Here is a 21,714-nt window from a genome sequence, read left to right on the forward strand (position 1 = left end):
CTACTTTCGCCGGATGTTGGCCAATGACTTCGGACTAGACGGGAACACAGCATCAAGCTTGCCCGGCTCGAGCATCCACAGGTAAAGTATTTGTGGTCGGTTCGCAAGCACTGCGGCCGACTGTTGTAGAACTTCTTACGATAGGTGCCGAAATTCGAATCGAGCCTCCAGGTAGCCGAGGAAAACAAAGATGAATGCACAAAGTTGTTCGGCAGCGTTTGCGCGGCCCATGCAAGCGCGATGCCGGCGCGGCGCGAGACTTGCACGACAGCGTGGAGTCGAGTTGTCATGGAAAGCCCGGACATCGTCCGGTATGTCGCGTTTGGGGTAAAGAGGCAATCGTAGAAGGAATTCGACAATGTGGTTGCCGCTTGCCGATTTCATTCCAAACTCATCCGATTTCCTGACACTTTGGCGCGTCGGGCGGCGCTAGAATGTCCCCGGCCTGCCACAACAGCGATAACGCGAGGGGACACATGAGCAACGAGACCAGGGCCTATTCCCGCAGACGATTCCTCGGACAGGCAGGCGGCGCCCTGCTGGCGTCCACCCTGCCCTATGCCACGCTCGCGCAAAATCGCTCCGTGAACGACCGGATCCAGGTCGCCGCGATCGGCATGGGCATCATGGGTTTCAATAATTGCGGCACGACGGTCAAGGTGCCCGGCGTGAAACTGGTCGCGGCCTGCGACCTCTACACGGGGCACCTGAAACGCGCGAAGGAAGTCTACGGCAACGACCTGATGACGACCCCGCACTTCGAAGACATCCTCGACAACGAATCGATCGATGCGGTCACCATTTCGACGACCGACCATTGGCACGACAAGATCGCCATCGCAGCCATGAAAAAGGGCAAGGCCGTGTATTGCGAGAAACCGATGGTGCACCGGCTTGAAGAAGGCCTACCGATGGTCGCGGCCCAACAGCAGACGGGCGCCATCTGCCAGGTCAGCAGCCAGCGCGTCAGCTCGGCCACCTATTTGAAAGCGAAGGAATTGTACGAGGCGGGTGCCATCGGCCAGTTGGTCATGGCGGAAGCATTCTGGGACCGCCAATCGGCAAACGGCGCTTGGCAATACTCGATTCCGCGCGACGCGTCACCGCAGACGGTCGATTGGATCGCTTCCTCGGCGACGCGCCCCACCGCGCGTTCGACGCCGAGCGCTTTTTCCGCTGGCGGAACTACCAGGATTACGGCACCGGCATCGCCGGCGACCTCTTCGTGCACCTGTTCTCGGGCCTGCGCCTGATTACCAGCTCGCTCGGACCGACGCGCATCTACGCGTCCGGCGGCACGCGCTACTGGAAGGATGGACGCGACGTGCCGGACGTGATGGCCGGCGTCTACGACTATGCGGCGACCGATAGATCCGGCCCATTCAACCTGCAGGTGCGCGTGAATTTCATCGATGGCGGCGGCGGCGGCGAACAGATTGCGCTGGTCGGCACCGAGGGAAAGATGATCGTACGCGGCAATTCGGTGGAGGTCCTGCGCAGCAAGATGGCGCAGGCGCCGGGCTTCGGCGGCTAGGACACTTACAACACCTTCGACAAGCAGAACCAGCAAGACTTCAAGGCCTGGTACGAGCAACACTACGCTGGCGAGACATCGAAGAACGAGACCAGCCGTTCGGAAGGGAAGGCGACGGCTGGCTACAGCGACCATTTCGACCACCACGCCAATTTCTACAATGCGATCCGCACCGGCGGCAAGGTAAGGGAAGATGCGGCCTTCGGTTTCCGCGCGGCCCCCGCAGGGCTGGCGTCGAACAAGAGCCTGTTTGAGCAGAAGATCGTGTTATGGGATCCGGTGAACATGAAGCTGGCGGGTTGACGACACCACAGCGTCAGAACCGTGGTGTCCATTCCTACACGGGCACCACGCCCGGTGTCTAGTTGGCCGTTTCCAGCTCCCGCACCCACGCATTCCTGAAGCTGACCAGATGCCCGTGGTCCTGCAGCTTGACAGGCGTACGCCCGTGCTTCGTGTACGTCGGCTTGCCGATGTACACGGTCTCCCCGCGCAGCGCCACGTGATTCTGTACCAGCACGCCGTTGTGCAGCACCGTCACGTACGCGGGCGACGCCAGCGAACCGTCGTCGGCAAAGCGCGGCGCCGTCCAGATCACGTCATATGTCTGCCATTCCCCGGCGCAGGCGCACGCGTTCACCAGCGGGATCGACTGCTTGTAGATGCTGGCCGCCTGTCCGTTCACGTAAGTCTTGTTGTTCACGCAGTCCAGGATCTGGAGTTCGTAGCCGCGGTCGCCCGCTCCGGTGGAGGCAAGAAACAAACCGCTGTTGCCACGGTCCTGGCCCATGCCCTTGATGTCGGCCGGGATGCGCCATTCCAGATGCAACTGGTAATCGCCGAACTGGCGGCGGGTCTGGATGCTGCCGCTGCCAGGGCGAACGGTGAAGACGCCGTTGGCGACGGTCCAGGGGGCGGGTTTGTCGGGCACGGCGGTCGACACCCACTCGTTCAGGTTGGCGCCATCGAACAGCACTACCGCATCCGATGGCGCGTGTGTGGCCGTGGCCGGGGTTACACGCGCCGGTTCCGGACTCCAGACCTCGGTCTCCTCTGGTTTGGTTTGTGCTTGAGCACCGATGGAACACAGCAACATGGCCAACAGGCCGGCAGTGCGAGCTCGATAGGTGAAGATCATTCGCAAGTCTCCTTTTTTTGAAATTGATCGCAACATGATTTGAATCACGGATGCAGGCAAAGTCAATTTCCATATCTGGCCTGGATGTCATCATGGTACTAGCCACGCTGGTGCTGCACGGGACACCGATGGTACTGAATGAGATATTTTTCGGGCGCCCCGAGTTTCTGCAAGGAAACCTCTGGATTTAGCTGTCAGCTTGCACCAGCCTGCTGTACCCACTGCTGTTCTGCGGCGCAGGCACATCGAGCCTTTGTGACTCCCCTTCCAGAACGCCACGGGAAGCAAAAAGCCTCCTAGAGTGAAGCCATTTGAATCGCTATGAGTGTCGTTGACACCTTCGAGCCATGAGCAAGTGCAGCAACTCACCGTCCGGAACTTGAGACATCATGAATCGGGCTTTGCGTAGCAGAGCACAATCCCAACAGCATAAGAGCATTACGAAGCTTCGCAATGGGACTGCTGGTATCCGCAAAGTAAAAGGAGTATCCGCCTGACTTAGCTCAAGAGATAGCGCTTTAATGAAGATAGGATGGAGGCGAGGACGGGAGTCGAACCCGTCTAGACGGCTTTGCAGGCCGTTTTGATCTTTACGAATCAATGAGTTAGCTTAGAACCACACTTTGCACCACATGACTTCGCTGATTGACGGTCGTTTGCGAACCCGTAAGTTCCGGCGAATTCTACAAGTATCAAACCGCGTCAATCGCAATCGGTCACATGCAGCAACTAAGGTGTGTTGCCCACTCTAGTGAAGCCTGCGCAATAGTTTGCAGATGGATCGACTTATAATCGAATCCTAGGCAATTCAGTCTATAATTAATATACGAAATTAGCCTTTCGATTGGATCACGAATCAAATAAAGCAGAATCACCAAATCGCTTACATGCGACTTATGTAATTTTAACGGCATGCCCCCTACTGCTCACTTAGCACATTCTAAAGGGTTCAAGTCCGCTACTGAAGTTTTTTCAGCATCGCTAACGTCGGAAATAGATTGTATGCACTCGGCACCCTTGAATTCAAACAGCACTAAATATTGATGTCCAACCTTAGGAGTAAATTGCTGCGTGAAAGGTCCACACTTGCCCCATGTCCTTACGTTCCCAGATTTATCAGACCATACAGCCTTACCTGACACTTGCAGTGGGATATTCGACTTGACAGCTGTATTTACTTCGGGGTAGATACTCATTAGAGCACGTGTTTTCTCTTGTAGTCTAGCGATGAACGGCAAAAGCTTTTCACGCAGCAAGTTTGCGTCGTAGACCCCGGCCACTTTAGAAAACCCTTTGCATGGCTGTTCACTTGTGCTTGTTTCAAAGACGACATTCATAGCGTCGCCCTTGGACCTGAATACCACAGTCGCCACTTCTTCTAATGCTTGCTGCGCACTCGATAGAATCGGCAATGAAGCAATAAAAGCACATAAGATAAATTTTTTCAAAATCAATATCCCAAACACGTTTTTATTTTCTTTGAACTCACAATAACACCCATGAATAGCTCGCGGAATTCCGACTTAATAATTAGTATTCGCAGGCAACAACGCCAGCGAAACGAAAAATACTTTGTATTTTTCTACTTGCATCAAAAACGACAAATACTTGTACCAAATTTACCGACGATCAATGCAAATCATTCGCTTATCTTTCGAAGCAATCTATTTTTAGCGCCCTAAAGTCGCGCAAGAACTCACTTCGCTCATCATCTGGAAGGTTTGATAGTAGCGCATCAAGGTCATTCTTTTTTAAGATATTTATTATCTGATTTTTATGCCACGAAAAAGATTGACTACTTTCCCTTCCAGCCGTTGACGTAAGGAAAATTACTTCGACCATAAGTCGTTCAATGTCGAAATATTCTGCTGTAAAATTTGCTTCCTCATAAGCAGCCGCATATTCGCTTTTGGGCGGAAGCTTTTCAGCTTTATTCTCCCGATAAAGTTTTCCCATCTGACGAGAGTACGCATACACGTCGTTATAAAAACGAATGCGCAACGTCAAATAATCTCGTCGACCTTCCTCATCCCAACCACACTTCGCACAGAAATTCAACGTTTGTTCCCTTTAACATAATCCTGAAATTCTTGCATGTGATTGCAGACGGGACACCGCGTTCTGAAACCGTGCTACGTTCCGTTTTTTCGAACGGGATAGCGCGAAGGCTTAACCGGAATGACCTATCGCACTCTATTGAACCAGCCGCTCTCCATCAATTTCGCCCTATAAACTTCGTCCGCAGTAAACGAGGTTCCAATCTTCAGCGCATCTATAGCTTCGATGTATTCTGTCGGTGGCCGGTAATTGTGAACCTCGATATAGTGCAGAATCGCAATTGGCGCAGCGTAAATCGTCTCACCTGCGGGAATCCAAAGTTCTGCGCTTGGCAGCAACTTGCCTGTAGCATCAGCCAGGTTCAACGCCCCACATATTTGGCAGGTCGGCGATTCTCTAATGGGCTCTACAAGTGGCTGAAATCCGTCGAGCCCCCCAACAATGCTCCTCAACTTCTGAAGCGTCGCCGGGGGCACACCGCCTCTCGGGAATGCTGACTCGATGTCTAGCCAACCCACATTCTTTACCCCAGCCAACGTAAACGGAGCAATTTGATGGGAGTAGTTTGTTAAATCATCAAACTGGATTAATTCAGACATCGGCATTACCTCGTAGGAATGAATGGCAAAGCTTGGGTACAAGCTGCCCAGAAGACGCAGCCCATGTTCGGCTCCAAAAAGTTGGAAAGCTGCGTTGGCATATTCGTTGTCGTTGATTTGCTAAAAATATTCAGCGGCTTGTTCTGGAAGCTAGGATTAAGCAGCGTGTAGTTATAGCCAGTCTCCCCTGGAGCAACCACATTATAGCCCGCGAGGTCTATAAAGTTTCGCGGCGCGAGAATTTGACCATTTGGCCCAATCCCACTGCTTAAGATATTTTCCAGATGTTCTACCGACGTGACGTTTTCCAGAATGCGGCCTGTCGAATCGGCAATCGTTATGCCTGGTCGAGGGGTAACAACCCAAGTTCCCGATGGTGACACATATTGGCTAGTGCCGAGTGCTACACTAGTGCCGTCCATGGCACCGTGGCCAGCCAGTGCTTGTCCGCTCCCGCCCTCGGTTACTGTCGCGGCAAATTCATGTCCACTCGTGCTTCCAAGGCCACGTTCAACTACTGAGCTATTTGCCCCCGCCTTGGCGGCCGTAGCTTCTACTGCCACGGCACCAGCCAAGCTAAGCGCCGTGTCTCGCCAATACTCGGGAGACGTTACCACAGCTCGCGCAGCCTCGGTCGCCTTGTCCGTATTTCCTGCAATGCCGTAGATTACGACAGAACCCATGTCCAACGAATACTGAGGCGACTGCGACTTCATCAGCGCTTGCACACCTGCCGGAGCGTTGCGGAACACTTCAAATTCGGCCGGTTCCATGATCAAGGCCGGTTGATTGGTGGCCTTGTCGAGGATTGTGTAGCTAACCACCTGCCCGTTGGCGTCGGTATTGACCGCCACATTAGAGGTCGCGGTTGCCATGAAGTCGATCACCCGCGAAGTGACGCCTCCCATCTTGTTGATCGTGGCACAGCCCGCCCCCTGCGGATCCTTTTTGCAACTCGCCGTCTCATTGAGGTAGTTTTTCTAGTGAAACTGCCGATTGTTGGCATCGGTTGCAATTGCTGCAGCAGAGCCAGCCCCCCCACCTACGACACTCCCTATTCCGAGAGACGTTATCTCCCCGAACGCCTGAGCTGCCGCTTTTGCCGCTTGAGGGCTCAAACCTTGCTCTACCAGACTAGCTTCCGCATTCGTCTGCAAGAGGTCCAACTGTTTCGCTGAACCAGCAACTACGCCGGAACCTAATGCACCGCCCAAGCCGCCAAGTAGTCCCCCACTAACCGTATGCAGCGCTACCCGATACTCTCCACCTTCCTCCCACTTGGCGATTTCTTCTGGGCTTGCGTGCTGTTCAGTCAGCTCCTTGATCTTGTCATCTGCGAACTTGGCAATCGCCTTTGGCGCCTGCACGCTGAATGCTTGCGTGATGGCCACTTGTGCATCGACGTCTTTCTGAAGCTGCTGCGCGTCCCAATCTTTCGTCAGCGCACTTGCGGCATTTTTGGAAGAATCTGTGGTCACGCTGCGGTCGACACTGGCCAGCACGGCATCTGCATCCTTGCCCGTTGCCAGCTGCTTTGCCTGGTCGTTAATCACGACGGCCCCGCCGCTGATACCGCTCGCGGTAACGCTGCCTTGACTACCGCTGACTGATCCAAAACCGCCACTTGCACCAGGCTTACCGTCAGCCCGCGCAGCGTCCCGTTGTGCTTCCGTCAGCTTGTCCGGCAAAGTCGTCTGGCCGCCGAGCGTTGCGCTAACGGAGCCGGAAAGCGAGAGGCCACTGGCGCTGTGTTCATCCTTGTTTTGCAGATCCGACGAAGTCAGGCTGCCGGTATTCAGCAAATTCTTGTTCTGATCGATCGCTGCCTGAGTACTGCTCAGTACACCACCTATCAAATCGGTGTTGCCAGCAACGGCAACCTGGAAGCCCCCATCGCCAGTCTTGATACCACTCTGCTCTAGCACAGACAGGTAATTGCCGTTCACATTCGACTTGCTGAAACTGCCTCCGACAGTGCTGACGCCAAAGCACATTGGTGGGATACACAAGCTCGCATTCAAACCGGCGCTAGTCTGTTTGCTCTCGTAGGTACTGCGATCCTGCAGGCTTTCAATGTTCAGGTTGCCGCCGATATCGGCAGTGACGTTGTTACCCGAAATCACCCCGCCTCTCAGGGTCGTATCGCTGCCGCTCAGGAGGCTAACTTTGTTGCCGGCACTGACGTGGGTGTTCGTATAGCTTACGTCATCGCCATCCGCATTACCCCGACCTCTGCTGACCGCGAGATCGATCGTAAAACCGTTCGACGTGCCGCCGACACCAAAACCGACACCGATGCTATTGCCGCTCGACTTGTTCGTGCTGTGCTGGCTATCCGTGTTTTGCGCAGCGAGCAGATTGACCGCGTTGTCCGCGCTCAGGCTGACGTTGTTGCCGGCACTGATGTCGCTGCCGATGGCGGTCAGGTTGCTTTGCTGGCCAGCGCCTGTTGCGACGATGCTGACATTGCCACCCGCCTTGACCTGCGCCCCGACCGCTGTCGTGCTGCTCGTCACCGTATCGCTTTCGCTTTTCGAACTGCCGAGACTCAGGCTTACGCGTACGCCGGTCTGCTCGATCGCGTCGATCGACGTCGGCGCATCCTTGATTGTCCCGGCCGCATTTAGTGCCGCCAGCGCCTTCATACGGGTATCGCTGGTGTTCTTCGCTGCCTGAACCATGCCGGAGACGCTCTTGAGTGCGTCGACGACTGGAACGTCGACGGTGGCGCCGATGGCGGTCTTGCTGTAACTGGCGTGCTCGGTGCCGTGAGTCGTGTTGTCGGAGGTATTGATCAGCACATCCTTCGCAACGATACCGATGTCTCCGGCTTGCGCCAACACGTCGCTTGCGGTCTGCGTGTATTTGTTCCCTGCTGTCAGCGTCGCGTTCCCGCCGAGACTCGCCATCTGGCTGCCGACCTGGGTTACCCCGTCCTGCGTACCATCCTGCGTTGTCTTCGTGGTACCAATCGCAGGCTAGAAGAAACTGCCCATCATCCCGGACTGCTTGCTGCTGGACGCCGACGTGTCCTTGCTGCTGTTTTCGGCGCTCACGATCGACAGGTCGCGACCCGCGTCGATCGAGATGTCCCTGTCCGCGACCAGCGTGCTGCCCTGCACCAGCGTGTCCCGGCCACTCGTCGCAGTGACCGAACCCGCACTGACCGTGCTGGCAACCTGGGTGACCGTCGTACCGTTGCTGAGCTGACTCTGTTCCGCCTTGCTGTAACCGATGACGCCGGCACCAAACGCGAAGCCGCTTTTCTTCTCTTCGCTTGTGTGGTTCTCGACATCGGTGGACGCGACGCTCTTGATACTCAGATCGCGGCCGGCATTCAAGGTCAGCGCATCCGTAGCGGTCAGCGAACTGGCGGCGAGGGCAATATCGTTGTCCGCCTTGACCGTTACCTTGTCGCCGCTCACGCTGCTGCCGACCACCTGCGTACTGGCGCTGTAATCCGTGCCGCTCGAACTACTGCTCTTGAAGAGGCTACTCGACTCACGATGAATCGCCGTGTCCGACAAATGAGTTTCGGTCGCGTTGGCGATGTTCACGTCATTGGTCGCCGAGAGCTTGACGTTGCCAGCGCCTGCCAGCTCACTACCGGTCACGTTCAGGTCGGCCTTGGAAAGAAGGCCAGCCGCAACGGTCAGGTCGCCTGCTGCAGCCACCCCTGCCCCCACCACCGTCTGGTTGTCATGCACCTGCTTGTCATACTGCTTGCTGGACGGGTCGTTCATCACCGAGGACTTGACCTCGTCGGTCACGGCCGCGATGTTGATCGCGCCGCCGGCCAGCAGCTTGCCCGTGCCCGCGCCGTCGGTGCCGATCGCGACCTGGGTGCCGGTCAGGTTCAAATTGCCGGTGGCCGCGATCTTCAGGTCGCCGTCCGTGCTGATCTGGCTGAGCTGGTGCGTGACCGTGCTGTCGTTTTCGGTGTAGCCGCTGATCTGCGACTGGTAAGTGCTGCCGGTCTGCAGGGTATTGAAACTGATGTCGCGGCTGGCGCCCAGGGTAGCGCTGCCGGCGCTGATCTTGCCGGCCAGGTCGCTCAGGTCGCGGCCGGCCATCATGTCCAGCGTGCCGGTGGCGGCGATGGTCGCCACGTTCGACAGCGACGTGTTGCTGCCGCTGTTCTGGCCGAAGTCGTAGGTCTGCTTGACCGTCAGCGATTCGTTCTTGATGTCGTTGGCGGCGGTCAGGGAGACGGCGCCGCCCTTGATCGTGCCCCCCTGGTTGACGATGTCCTGGCCCGCGACCAGCAGCGTGCGGCCATTCCCGCCATCGATCAGTCCGCCCTTGTTGGTAATGCTGTCGGTGACGTCGATGCTGACACCGTCACCAGTCACCAGCGCCCCACTCGCCTTGACGGCATTGGGACCGACGTGCGCCAGGTAGACCTGCGGCACCAGCACGGTGTCGGTGCTGCCGTCGGGGAGCATGACGTTTTCGCTCACCATCCAGACGATGTCGCTGGTCAGCTGGCTGACCTGTTCCGGGCTGAGCGCCACACCCGGACGCAGGTCGAATGCCTTGGCGGCGCTGACGGCGTTCGTCAGCAACTGCTTGTACGCGCTGTCGTCGCTTGCGCCGGCGTCCAGTGTGTGGCCGGTCAGCTCGGACAGCTGCTCGCGCACCATGCGCTGTTCGTAGAAGCCGTCGCCCAGGCGCTTTTGCGTGACCGCCGGGTCGAGCGCCAGCTGGTTCAGCAGGTAGTCGCTGCTGGTCCACTGCTGCTGGTTGGCGAACTGCGGACGGGTCTCGAACACGTAGCTGCCATTCGGGTCCGGGTTACGCAGGAACAGGCCGCTGGGCGCGACCTTGACCACGCCTCCCACGGCCGTGCCCTGCACCGCCGCCGCCTGCTGTCCGGCGGCGGCGCCACTGGCACTTTGCAGGCCGTCCATATGCGTCTGGTTGCCCGTTGCGGCTACCGCTCTGGCCAAATGACCGGGACCGGAGGCGGCGCCGGCGTCTGTCATGCCCAGCGTCGCCAGGCCATTGGCCGCGCCACTGGCTGTACCCGCGTCGCCCGCCACGCTCCCGTTGCTGTAGCCGCTGCCGCTCACCGCGGCGCCGGCGTGCTGGCCATTGACGGCGCCGCTGGCGCTGGCGAACAAGTTGGCGAGCGGCCCGCTGCTCCCGCCGATTGCGTTCGCCATGCCGGCCAGGCCTGCGTGATTGCCGGATGCGCCAGCGGTGGCCGCCGTGTTCATGGCCCCGCCGCCGCTGGCGTTTGCCGTCGCATGCGCGCCCGCGCTCGCGGCCCCGCCGACACCACTGCCGATGACGTTGACCGCATCGCGGATATTCCCGACCGTGCCGGCGGTGACGTCGACGTTGCTGAAGCTGCGCCCCGTGATGCTCACGCCCTGCCCGCCATGGATCACGCCGACGAGCGAACCGATCACTTCGGAGATCGAGGGCTGCGTGTAAGCGACGACATTGCTTCGGTCGTCCGTGGTCCAGGTGCCATCGAAGTTGTGCGTGCGGTACAGCGTCGCGCCGACGTTGTTGATGGGAGCACTTCCGCCGATGTTCAGGACGCCCTGCGCCTTGATGTCGGCGTATTGGTTGTTGAGGGCACTGCCGACGGTCAGGTTCATGTTGCCACCGGCCAGGATCTGTGCGACCGCGCCCGCTCCCGCTGCCAGCTGGTCTTCGACGGCGGTGTGGTGGGCGTCGCGCGAGACCTCCAGTTTTTCCTTGACTGGTGCGAGTGCTCGGACTGTGTCACGGATGATCGTGGTACTCGGGTCGTCATAGCCAGGCTGCGTAACCAGCCGAATACAGTCACTGCCGCAGTTGCCGTACTGGTTTGAAAAACTGATGGTCGAGGTCCAGTGCGTGACCTGAGGTTCCATTGCACTGATACTGTTCGAGCCACCCTGGTCTGGGTTGGCCGCAGTACCGCCGCTTGTGTAATAGATGACGCGCGTGCCTTCGGATAACGTCAGACGCTGCTGCGCACCGTAAGCCCCATACAAGCCGGTCGCAGCCACAAAAAAGGCCGAGTCGTTCCCATGGGTCTGGATGACTGCGCGGTGGATAGTGTACCCGTCCGGCGTGACATAAACCTGGTCCTCCAGGATGTCGGACGGCTTCACGAAGTACACCTCGTGCGGAGAATAGTTGGCCGCACTGGTCTCGTAGGAGTTATGGTTGTCGCCGTGGTGATACCAGCTCGGCAAGGTCATGTGCACGGTCTCGTCGACCGTCTTGACCTGCACGATCTGTACGTTCTCGCGGATGTTGTTCAGCGTCGTCGCGTTCAGCGTCAGGTTGGCGCCGGCTTCGATGGTCGAGGACCGGTTGTTGACGGTGTCGGTTGCGCCGCCGTTGCGCCCGCCGATCGTCATGTCGCCGCTGCTGTACAAGGTCGCGCCGCCGGTGTTATTCAGGGTGCCGTCGACGCCGAGCGTCAGGCTGCCGGTGGCGCCCACCAGCGCCGCCGCGCCGCTGTTGTCGAGGTTGCCGGTCGCGACGTTGACGTTGCCGCCGACGATCCCGCCGCTGTTGCCGACGCTGACGGCGTTGATGTTCAGGGCGCCGTTGGCATCGATCTCGCCGGCATTGGCCAGGTTGCCGCCGGCGTTCAGCACCACGGCGTTACCTTCGAGCGTGGCGCCGGCCTGGTTGCTGATCTGCTGGCCCGACAGGGTCAGCGTGCCTGTCGCGCCAAAGGTCGCGGTGTTGGTGATGCTGCCGGTGACGCTCAGGCTCAGGTCCCGGTTCGCGTGCAGCAGCTGGCCGCCGCTGCCCTGGACGAAGTCGCCGTCCATGCTCAGCGAGAGGTCGCGCCCGCCGAACAGTTCGCCCATCGCCGTCAGCGAACGGGTCGTCATCGCCAGGTCGCGGCCGGTGGCGATGCGTCCGCCCTGGTTGCTCAGCTGGTCGCTGCTCAGCGCCAGGTCGGCGCTGGAATTGCCGCCGGTGCCGAGCTGGCCGCCGTCGTTGTTGACCACCCTGGCGTTGATGGCGACGTTCCCGCCGGCCAGGATCTTGCCGCTGTTGCTGAAGGTCGCACCAGCCTGGTTGAAGGTGAGTGCGCCGCCGCTGTCGATCTTGCCCTGGTTGGCCATTTGCTGGGTCACGGCCAGCGTCATGTCGCCGTCCGACGCGATGGTCGCGCCCGCGTTGTTCTGCAAGGTCTGCCCGGCGAGCACGAGATTGCCCGCCGCCTCGATGGTACCGCCGTTGAAGATGCCGGCCTGGCTGCTCAAGCGTGTATCGCCGCGACCCAGGTTCGCGATACGGCCATTGCCGTTGTCGATGCTGGCCCCGTCGACGCTCAGGGCGCTTGCGCCGCCGACGGCTTCGATCACGCCGCCGCCGTTGCTGACGGCGCCCGACGAACTCAAGGTCAGGTTGCGCCCGGCGTGCAGCGTACCCTGGGTGTTGTCGGCGCTGACTGCGAAGGACAGCGTGGCGTCGCCATCGGCCACGATCGTGCCGTTGTGGTTGCTCAACGCCGGTGCGGTCACGCGGATCGCCGCGCCCGAGCCGGCGACGGTGGCGATGTGGCCGCCATCATTGTTGAACGACGCTGCATTGAAGATCGCGTCGCCGGCGGCATTGATCGTGCCGCTGTTGCTGAACGATGCCCCGGCCTGCTCGAAGCGAAGCGTGCCACCGCTCGTGATGGTGCCGGCATTGCCCAGTTGCTGGTGCACGTCCAGCAGCATCGCACCGCCGGAAGCCACTTGTCCGCCACTCTGGTTTTGCAGCGTGGCCGCATGCACGTCGAGCGCACCGTTACCGGCAATCGACCCGCTGTTGACGATGCTGCCCTGGCTGCTCAAGGTCGTGGCGCCGCCACCGGCGTTGACGATGCGTCCGCTGCTGGCAATCGATTGCGCACTGACGTCCAATGCGCCGGCGGCCGTCTCGATCGTACCGCTGCCGTTGGCGAGTGCGCCACCAACGTGGACGCTGGTGCCTTGACCGCCGTGCAGGGTGCCTTCGTTGACCAGCATGCCGCTTACCGAGTCCTGCAGCAAGCCATCGGCCGCAACGGTACCGCCGACGTTGCTCATGGTGCCGGCTTGCAGCGCGATCGAGCCGCCCGAGCCAATGACCGTGTATAGCTGGCCGCCGTCGTTGGTGATCGACGCAGCGTGGATATCGACCGCGGCACCGGCGCCGATGTGGCCGCTGTTGGCGAAGCTGGCGGCGGCCTGGTCGAAATGCAGGGTGCCGCCGGCGCTGATCGTGCCGCCTGCGTTGTTCAGTTGCTGGCGCACCGCCAGGTCGAGTGCGCCCATCGCGCCAATCGTGCCGCCGGTCTGGTTGACAAGGCTCAGGCTGTTGATGTCGAGGGCGCCGTTCCCCGCCAGCGTGCCGCTGTTGACGATGCTGGACGCGCTGCCGACGCTGGTCAGGCCGTTGCCCGCGTTGACGATGCGGCCGGCCGTGTTGTCGATCGAGGCGGCTTGCACATCGAGCGTGCTGCCCGCCCCGACCGCCTCCAGCGTGCCGCCATTGTTGACCAGCGCGCCGCCGGCGCTCACCTGCAACCGGCCCTGGGCCTGGACCGTGCCCTGGCTGTTGTCGTAGCCGCCGGCCGCGTGCAGTGTCGCGTTTCCAGCTGCGGCGATACTGCCGCTGCTGCGGTTGCTCAAGGTCGACGCGCTGTCCAGCACCAGGTCGGCTCCGGCCTGGGTGGCGATGTGGCCGCCGTCATTGTCGATCGATGCACCGCGCAACACGATGGCACCACCGGCCGCGATGTCGCCGCCGTTAGCAATCCGTGCGCCCACCTGGTCCAACGTCAGGGCACCGGCTGCGCTGGCCGTGCCGCCATTTTCGAATGCCTGGCCAGCATGCAGGTCGAGCGCTGCGCCGGCCGAGAGCGTCCCGCCGGCCGCGTTGCGCAGCGTCGCTGCACTCACGTCAAGCGCGCCATTGCCCGTCAGCGTGCCGCTGTTGAAGATGTCGCCGGTAGCGACGATGTGGGTGACGCCGCTGCCGACGTTGTTCAGATGCCCGCTGCTGTTATCGATCGACGCCGCGTGCACGTCGAGCGTCGCGCCGTTACCGATGACTTCGATCACGCCGCCCTGGTTGCCGATCGCGCCGCCGGCATTCACGGCCAGCGCACCGTTGGCATGCAGGGTGCCGCCGCGATTGTCGAAGGCGCTGTCTGCGGTCACGCTGGCGCTGCCGTCGGCGACGATGGTGCCGCCGACGTTGGCCACGCTGCCGGCATGCAGGGCGATCGCGCCTGCGCTGCCTTGCGCGCTGGCGAGCTGACCGCCACCGTTGTCGAATGCCGCCGTGTCGATGGTCACGCTGGCGCCGGCGATCTGGCCGCTGTTGCGCACGGACTTGGCCGCGTCGAGCGCAAGCGCATCGTGGCTGGCGATCGAGCCGGCGTTGGCGACGCCGCCTGCGGCTGTCACGGCGAGCGCGGCGCCGGCCGTGATTTTGCCGCCCAGTTGGTTATCCAGGCCGGCTACGCGCAGCTCCAGAGCGCCATTACCCGCAACCGTGCCGGCGCTCGACAGGGTGCCGTCGGTCGTGATGCTGGTCGCGCCGGTGCCTACGTTGACGATGCGTCCGCTGCCGTTGTCGACCGTGCCGGCATGCAGCGTGAGCGTGGCATTTGTATCCAGCGCTTCGATCGCGCCGCCGTTGTTGCCAACCTGCCCTGTCGCGTCGAGGTGCAGCGAACCGCCTGCCTGCAGCGTGCCGCCGGCATTATCGACGCCGGCGGCACTGGTCAGCTGGGCATCGCGATCGGCCTGGAGGGTACCGCCACGATTGCTGATCGATGCTGCATCGACGCGCAGATCCGATCCGGAGCCTTTCGCCGTCGCCAGTTGACCGCCATCGTTGTTAAAGGCGCCTGCCTGCAGCGTCAGCGCACCTTGCGCCACCACCGTCCCGGCGTTGCCGACCGCCGCGCCGGCAGCCGCGACGTCCAGCGCCGCCCGGCTGTTGACGGTGCCGGCATTGTTCATGCGCGTGCCGATGTCCAGGGTCATGGCCGCGCCCGATGCGAGGGTCGCACCCGACTCGTTGTCGAGCGTGGCGGCGCGCAGGTCCAGACGACCGTTGCCGCCCACCAGGCCCCGGCTCTCCAGCCCAGTGGTGGCGACCAGCGTCGTGGTCCCGTTGCCGACGTTGGTGATATGGCCATCGCCGTTGTGGATGGCATTGGCCTGCAACGCCAGCGTGGCGCCGGCGCCGACCGCCTCGATGGTGCCGCCGTCGTTGGTGAGCGTGGCGCCGCTGCTCAGCTGCACCGCGTCCATCCCGTGCAGCGTGCCGCCGCTGTTGTCGATGGCGCCGTCGATGCCGAGGGCAAGTACGCGCTCGGCCACGATCTGGCCACCGTGGTTGCTCAGGCTGGCGCCTTGCACAACGAGGCTGGCGCCGGAACCGCTGGTGGTGGCCAGCGTCCCGCCGGTATTGTCGATCGCACCCGCGCGGATGGCGACCTCGCCGTTGGCGACGATGCTGCCGTGGTTCGTGAGCGCGGCGCCGGCCTCGTCCATATTCAACGTGGCGCGGCTGGCGATACTGCCGGCGTTGTCCAGGCTCGCGTGCGCGCGCAAGGCCAGCGCGCCGCCAGATGCGATGCTGGCGCCGGCGGCGTTCGTAACAGCTTGCGCTTCCACGCTCAAGGCCCCGTTGGCGGCGATCTGGCCGCTGTTGGTCAAGCCCGTGTCGGCGCGCACGGAGGTGTCGCCCGTGCCGACGTTGACGATATGACCGCCTGCGCTGACTATCGAGCCTGCATGCAGTTGCAGCGTGCTGTCGGCGGACAAGGTCTCGATGTCGCCGGCGCCCGTGTCGAGCTGGCCGCCGGCGTCGAGCCGCAGTTGCGCCCTGGCCTGCAGCAGGCCGCTCGCGTTATCGATGCCATCCTGGGCCGCAAGGTCGAGGTTGCGGTCGGCCATGATGGAACCGCCATGGTTGCCGATGCTCTGCGCGCGCAACAGGACATCCGCGTCCGAGCCCTGGGCGGTCGCTAGCTTGCCGCTATTGTCGAGCGATGCGAGGGTCAGCGCGAGCGTGTCGCCGGCCTCGATGGTGCCGCTGTTGCGCACGCTGGCGCCGAGCTGGTCGACGTGCAGCGCGGCGCCGGCGCTGATCGTGCCGGCGTTGTCCAAGGCCTTGCCGACAGCGAGTTCGATCCCGCCCATCGCACTGACCGTGCCGGCGTTGTGCATCGTGTCCGCAGCCAGGTCGAGCCGGCCATTGCCGGCGATCTGCCCCGTGGTCTCGATATGACCGCGCACGTTGACCGAGGTGTTGCCGTCGCCGGCGTTCACGATGCGGCCACCCGTGCTGTCGAGCGCCGCCGCGTCGAGCGCCAGCGCAGCGTGCGCGCCGAGCGCTTCGATCACGCCACCCTGGTTCCCGAATGCGCCGCCCGAATGCGCGTCGAGCGAACCCGCAGCCTGCAGCACGCCGCCGGCGTTGTCTGCATCGCCCGTCACGCTCAGGCTCAGGTTCGCCCCGGCGGTCATCTGGCCGCCCCGGTTGGCCAGCGTGTTCGCCGTGACCGTCAGGCCAGCGCCCGGCAGCGTGCCGATCGCGCCGCCGCTGTTGTCGATCCGGTCGAAGTTCAACCGGGTCTCGCCGGCTGCGGTGATCGCGCCGGCGTTGACGAGCGAAGCGCTGCCCTGGTCGGCGCTCAGCGTGCCGCCGCTGCTGATGGTGCCGCCCTGGTTGCTCAGCAGGTCGCGCAGCGCCAGGTCGAGGTTGCCGGTGGCGCTGACCGTGCCGGCGCCGTTGATCAGGGTGTTGGCCTTGAGCGTCAACGCACCGTTCGCGCCGATCATGCCCCCGTTGTCGATGGTCCGGTCGGCGTCGATCGACGACACGGCGTTGCCGGCGGCGCTGATGGTGCCGCCGCCGTTGCCGATCTCGCCGCCGTGCAGGCCGAGACGCCCGGCCGCTTCGATCGTGCCGTTGCCGTTGTCGATGCGTCTGCCCGCCGTGAGCATCAGATCACCGCCGGCTGCGATGCGGCCGGTCGCATTGTCGAGGGCGCCGCGCACGCCGATGTTGGCGCCGGCGTCGGCCTGGATCGTGCCGCCGCGGTTCGACAGGTCGGCGGCATTCAACGCGATCGTGCCGTTGCTGCCTGCGGCGGTGGCGATCGTGCCCTGGCCGTTGTCGAGCGCCGCGGCATCGATCTCGATCGCGCCTTGCGCGCGCATGGTCCCGTGGTTGTCCAGCCGCGCGCCCGGCTGCGCCATGCGCAAGGTGCCGCCCGCACCGATGTCGCCGGCATTCGACAGCGCGCCGTTGACCTGCAAGTCGATCGCGCCCACCGCGCTGATGCGCGCGCCCGCGCCATTGGCCAGCGTGGCCGCGCCAATCGTCATGTCGCCATTGCCGCCGAGTTGGCCACCGTTGGTCACGGTGACTGCGCTGATGATGGTGTTGCCGTCGCCCGCATTGACGATGCGGCCATCGCTGTCGATGGCGCTCCCGCCGACGTTCAGGCGACTGTGGCTGGACAGGGTTTCGATGGCGCCGGCGTGGTTGCCGATGGCGCCGGTCGCCGTCAGTTGCAGGTCGCCGGACACCTGGATGGTCCCGCCGGTGTTGTCGACGGCGCCGGCGGCCGTGATCGTGGCGTCCGTGCCCGCAGTGAGCGTGCCGCCGGCGTTCGCCAGCGCCCCCGCGCTCACCACGAGCGGCCCCGCCGAGGAGATCGTGCCGCCACCGTTGTCGAAGGCGCCGGTATGGAAGGTGGCCGCGCCCCCCGCCACCCATTTGCCCAGCACCGTGCTGGTCGTGCCGCTGTCGACCGCCAGGTTGCCGCCTACATTGACGCTGCTGCCGCTGCCGCCGATCGAACCGGCGGTCAAATGCAAACCGGCCGCTACGTCGAGCGTGCCCTGATCCATGCCGAGCTCGCCCCCGACCTTCAGCACCGCATCCGCGTCGCCGAGTTGGCGCAGCGTGCCGCCGCTGTTGTCCATGGCGCCCGTCACCTCGGCCGTGAGCTGACCCGCTTGCAGCAGGCCCTGGCGATTGCTGAACTGTCCGACGTTGGCATCGAAGCCGGCGCCGACCAGCAGCTTGCCCTGGTCGTTGACGAAACTGTCGGACCGCACCGTCAAGCCGCGCTGGATATCGAGCGTGCCGGCGCTGTTGTCGAAGGTGGGGCCGGTGACGGATAGGCTGTTCAGCGTGGCATGACCGGCGCGATTATCGAAGGCGCCGGTGTGCAAGGTGATGTCGCCGTTGGCCGTGATGACACCGTTAGTGTTGTCGGCCAATCCGGTCTTGAGCACGCCGTCGGCCAGTACCGACTGGGATACGGCGGTACCGTTACCGCTGCTGCCGGCGGCAGCGCCATCCGCCGCTACGGCGCCGGCGGCGGCGCCTGTGGACCGGGCGCCCGTGCCTGTGCCTGTGGCTGTGCTTGCGCCTGTGCCTGCAGTATCGCTCGGCTGGGTGGTCGCGGCGCCGGCACCGGCACCGGCATCGCCAGTGCCCTGCGCCGCCTGCCGGCCCAATGTGCCGCCGGCATTCACGACCTTGTCGGCCTCGATGTTCAAGGCCGAGGTCCCGGTCTGCGTAATCTTACCGCCGGCATTGTGCAGGCTTGCGCTGGTCAGCTCGAGTCGCGGCGCCTCGATCGCGCCGCCGCTGTTGTCGATGTCGCCCTGCACCGTCAGCAGCGTTTGAGCCGCGCTCTGGATCGATCCGGCGTTGCGCAGGCTGTCGGCCTGCAGCGCCAGCGTACCCGTGGACTGAATGGCGCCGCTGTTGTCGAGCGCTGCGGCTTGCGCCTTCAGGCTTTGCGAGGCCGACAGCGTGCCGCTATTCTCTAGCCGGCCGCTGGCCGTGACGACCAGGTCGCCGGCGGCAGCGCCGATGTTGCCGGCGTTGCGCACGCCGACGCCCGCTTCCGTGCCCACCAGATAAATCTGGTTGGCGTACATCCCGCCCAGTTTCGCGACGTCGATCGCATACAGTGGTGCGGCGTCCGACGCCTGGCGCGCCTGCACGGCCGGGCTGTCGGCGCTTACGGTGACGTCATTGACCCCCGCGACCACGTCCAGGCGCTGCGCCCAGATACCTGCGTTGACCTGGACCGCGCGTGCGATCAGCGCGGTGTAGTCGGTCTTGCTGGCGTCCAGGCCGGCGCCGTCGATCACGATCTGCCCGCGCTGGACCGCATACCCCGTCAGCTTGCCGTCCTCCAGACGCGGCGTGCCGGTGCTCAGCGTCGCGCGGCTGACGTTGATGAAACCGCCCCCGCTGACGACGATGCCGGCCGGGTTGGCGATGACGGTCTCGGCGCGGTCGCCGGCCACTTCGATATAGCCTTGCAGGCGGCTTGGATTGCTGGAGTTGACTTCATTCAGGATGACCTTCGCAGTGCCCTGCGTCATCCAGGGATTGGCTTCGACCCATCCCCCCAGCTGACTCTGCGTGTTGGTGCGCGAATTGTTCAGGACGACGCCGCCTTGCGGCACGTCAAACTGCGAGTAGGTGTTGTGCGACACCCCGGCGGCGCTCGGCGTCTGGATGTTCACCTGGATCACGCCGTTGGCGGTGCTCAAGACGGTCGGCCGCTGCTGGCCGGGTGCGGTGCGGTCGGCCAAGACCTGGGCGGCGCGACGCTGCCCAGACTTAAACTACCCAGTCCAACCCCGAGCAACACGACCAGGCGGCGCAACGCAGGCAAGCGCAGCGTAGCCGGCGCCATGCCATCGGCGGGACCACAGGCGCCTTGCGCCGCGCCTTTACCCTGGCTGCGGGCGGTCTCCGCCACGGCCATGCACATGCCGCGGGCCTTGTTGAAAACGATGCGGTAGCGGAGTTTGTTCATGGCGATCAGTACTCGTAGTTGAGGTTGAATCCCGTTGCCACACGGGCGGTCTGGAAGCCGTCTGGCTTATGCACCGGGACGCCGGCGAACAGGTCGAGCTGCAAGTGGCCCAGCTGGCCACGCCAGCCGAGGGCGACGCCGCCCAGGCTGGTGCCGAGCAGGCGCGGCGCGGTGGGACCGGAGACGTGGCCGTAATCGAAGGCGGCGTACAGCTGGCCGGCGCTACCGACGCTCCAGGCCAGGTCGTTGCGCACCAGCCAGCCGCGCTCGGCCGACAAGCTGGCTTCGCCGTCGAAGCCGCGTACGGTGTAGCGTCCGCCGATCGCGAAGCGGTCCTGCGGAATCAAGGGGCTACGGTTCCACTGCCCGCGCCATGCAGCCTGGTAGTTCAGCACGCGCGACAACGGCATCGAAAAGTTCAGGTCGAGATTGAACAGGCGTGGCCGCGACGTGCCTTCGCCATAGGCCTCCTCGGGCGCAGGCAGTGTGCCGAAGTCGGAGGTGCCGCGTTTCCAGGCCAGGTTGGCGTCCAGCGTGGCACTGCCGATGAATTCGCGGTGCGAGATCTCGAGCGCGAAGCCACCCATGCGGCGGCGCTGCACCTCGACCTCGGTATCGTCGATGTAGTTGCGGCTCAGGCGTTGGTAAGCGCGCACGGCCAGCGTGGTCTTGCGCAAGGCGTCGCGGTACACCAGGCGCGCCAGCTTGGCTTCGCTGTTGGTGCTGGTACCGCCGTAGACGTAGTCCTGGTTGGCGCCCGCGACCGTCTGGTGATAGCGGTAGTCGTTGACCTGGAGCGTGGTCATCCAGTAACCGTAGGGGACCGAGTAATGCAGCGCGTAGCCATGCGTGCCGTGCACGCTCTCGCGATGCTCGACCGGCAGGCTGTGGTTGAGCGTGGCGTAAAACATGTCCTGCAGCCCGGCCGGATTGTCGAGCGAGAGCGTGATGCCGCCCTGATAGGTTCCGGTCGCGCTGCTGCCGCTGTCGTCCGCCGACAGGCCGATGCGGTAGCCGCGGCCACCGCGCCATTTGATGACGAGGTCGCTTTCGCCGGGCTGTGCGCCGGGAACGATCTGGATGTCGGCGTCCGTCCCCGGGAGACGCTTGAAGTTTTCCATGCCTTGCTCGATGGCGCGCAGGTTGAGCACCTCGCCTTCGCGCGCCGGCAAGGCACTGGCATACCCGCCGCGCGGCCCGGCCCCGTCGAAACGGATCGCGCGGATCCGTCCCGGCACCAGTTTCAGGTGCAGTTCGCCGCTACGCAGGTCCTGGGGCGCGGCCAGCACCCGGCTGGTCACGTAGCCGCGTTCCACCAGGGCGTTCTGGACCGCTCCCACCAGCGTGTTGACGCCCTTGCTCCCCAGGCAGCGTCCGAGTCCCGGGCGCGCGGCGCCCAACGCCCACTGGAAGCGTTCGGCCTGATCGCCGTCGAGCTGCACGTTGCGAATCACGAAGCACGGTGTCTCGGCTGGGTAATTGCTGTCGAAAGCCGGCGGTGCTGCTTGCAGGCGGACATCGGGTACGGCCTCGTCCTGGCGACGCTGGGCTTGTTCGCGCTGCTGTTGTCGCTGCA

Annotated in this window: 11 protein-coding genes; 2 read left to right on the forward strand and 9 right to left on the reverse strand. The window is 63.0% G+C overall.

All coding sequences use genetic code 11. From position 1 onward, the window contains the following. The first annotated feature begins 476 nt into the window (after nucleotides 1-476). Both FA90_RS26930 and FA90_RS26935 read left to right on the forward strand, forming a co-directional pair. Nucleotides 477-1,253, forward strand: a complete 777-nt coding sequence (locus tag FA90_RS26930) for a Gfo/Idh/MocA family protein (RefSeq protein ID WP_051971666.1) — start codon at nucleotides 477-479, stop codon at nucleotides 1,251-1,253. Beyond that, nucleotides 1,226-1,534: a hypothetical protein gene (locus tag FA90_RS26935; RefSeq protein WP_051971667.1), complete on the forward strand. Its 309-nt coding sequence runs from the start codon at nucleotides 1,226-1,228 to the stop codon at nucleotides 1,532-1,534. Before FA90_RS26930 ends, FA90_RS26935 begins: the two co-directional genes overlap by 28 nt. Nucleotides 1,535-1,895: 361 nt before the next feature. Here the strand turns inward: FA90_RS26935 and FA90_RS09730 are convergent, their stop codons facing one another. The 9 genes from FA90_RS09730 to FA90_RS09745 form a co-directional block, all read right to left on the reverse strand. Continuing rightward, nucleotides 1,896-2,672, reverse strand: coding sequence for a DUF1080 domain-containing protein (locus tag FA90_RS09730; protein WP_036168366.1), 777 nt, complete (start codon nucleotides 2,670-2,672; stop codon nucleotides 1,896-1,898). A gap of 926 nt (nucleotides 2,673-3,598) precedes the next feature. Further along, nucleotides 3,599-4,120 (reverse strand): hypothetical protein, encoded by a 522-nt coding sequence (locus FA90_RS26310; protein ID WP_156116649.1) that lies wholly within the window; start codon nucleotides 4,118-4,120, stop codon nucleotides 3,599-3,601. Between the two features lie 199 nt (nucleotides 4,121-4,319). Beyond that, nucleotides 4,320-4,679 (reverse strand): hypothetical protein, encoded by a 360-nt coding sequence (locus FA90_RS26315; RefSeq protein ID WP_156116650.1) that lies wholly within the window; start codon nucleotides 4,677-4,679, stop codon nucleotides 4,320-4,322. Nucleotides 4,680-4,855: 176 nt separating this feature from the next. Next, nucleotides 4,856-5,329, reverse strand: coding sequence for a hypothetical protein (locus FA90_RS26320; protein ID WP_156116651.1), 474 nt, complete (start codon nucleotides 5,327-5,329; stop codon nucleotides 4,856-4,858). A gap of 5 nt (nucleotides 5,330-5,334) precedes the next feature. Next, a complete protein-coding gene (locus FA90_RS26325; RefSeq protein ID WP_239700639.1) occupies nucleotides 5,335-6,237 on the reverse strand; it encodes a putative adhesin in 903 nt (300 codons plus the stop codon). A 72-nt stretch (nucleotides 6,238-6,309) separates the two neighbouring features. Beyond that, nucleotides 6,310-8,301, reverse strand: a complete 1,992-nt coding sequence (locus FA90_RS09735) for a hemagglutinin repeat-containing protein (RefSeq protein ID WP_373994634.1) — start codon at nucleotides 8,299-8,301, stop codon at nucleotides 6,310-6,312. Between the two features lie 6 nt (nucleotides 8,302-8,307). Then, the gene (locus FA90_RS09740; protein WP_036168370.1) at nucleotides 8,308-19,911 is read right to left on the reverse strand and encodes a filamentous hemagglutinin N-terminal domain-containing protein; all 11,604 of its coding nucleotides are present in this window, start codon (nucleotides 19,909-19,911) and stop codon (nucleotides 8,308-8,310) included. Beyond that, on the reverse strand, nucleotides 19,866-20,138 hold the full coding sequence (locus FA90_RS27680) for an ESPR domain-containing protein (protein ID WP_081933766.1): 273 nt from the start codon (nucleotides 20,136-20,138) through the stop codon (nucleotides 19,866-19,868). The genes FA90_RS09740 and FA90_RS27680 overlap by 46 nt, the downstream gene beginning before the upstream one ends. A gap of 5 nt (nucleotides 20,139-20,143) precedes the next feature. Next, nucleotides 20,144-21,592, reverse strand: a complete 1,449-nt coding sequence (locus FA90_RS09745; RefSeq protein ID WP_239700641.1) for a ShlB/FhaC/HecB family hemolysin secretion/activation protein — start codon at nucleotides 21,590-21,592, stop codon at nucleotides 20,144-20,146. Nucleotides 21,593-21,714: the final 122 nt, after the last annotated feature.

This window comes from Massilia sp. 9096, assembly GCF_000745265.1.
In the GTDB taxonomy this organism is placed as follows: domain Bacteria; phylum Pseudomonadota; class Gammaproteobacteria; order Burkholderiales; family Burkholderiaceae_D; genus Telluria.

Coding starts and splice junctions, on each gene's coding strand:
- FA90_RS26930 (WP_051971666.1), top strand. CDS start 477: ATGAGCAACGAGACCAGGGCCTATTCCCGCAGACGATTCCTCGGACAG.
- FA90_RS09730 (WP_036168366.1), bottom strand. CDS start 2,672: ATGATCTTCACCTATCGAGCTCGCACTGCCGGCCTGTTGGCCATGTTG.
- FA90_RS26320 (WP_156116651.1), bottom strand. CDS start 5,329: ATGTCTGAATTAATCCAGTTTGATGATTTAACAAACTACTCCCATCAA.
- FA90_RS26325 (WP_239700639.1), bottom strand. CDS start 6,237: ATGGGAGGCGTCACTTCGCGGGTGATCGACTTCATGGCAACCGCGACC.
- FA90_RS27680 (WP_081933766.1), bottom strand. CDS start 20,138: ATGAACAAACTCCGCTACCGCATCGTTTTCAACAAGGCCCGCGGCATG.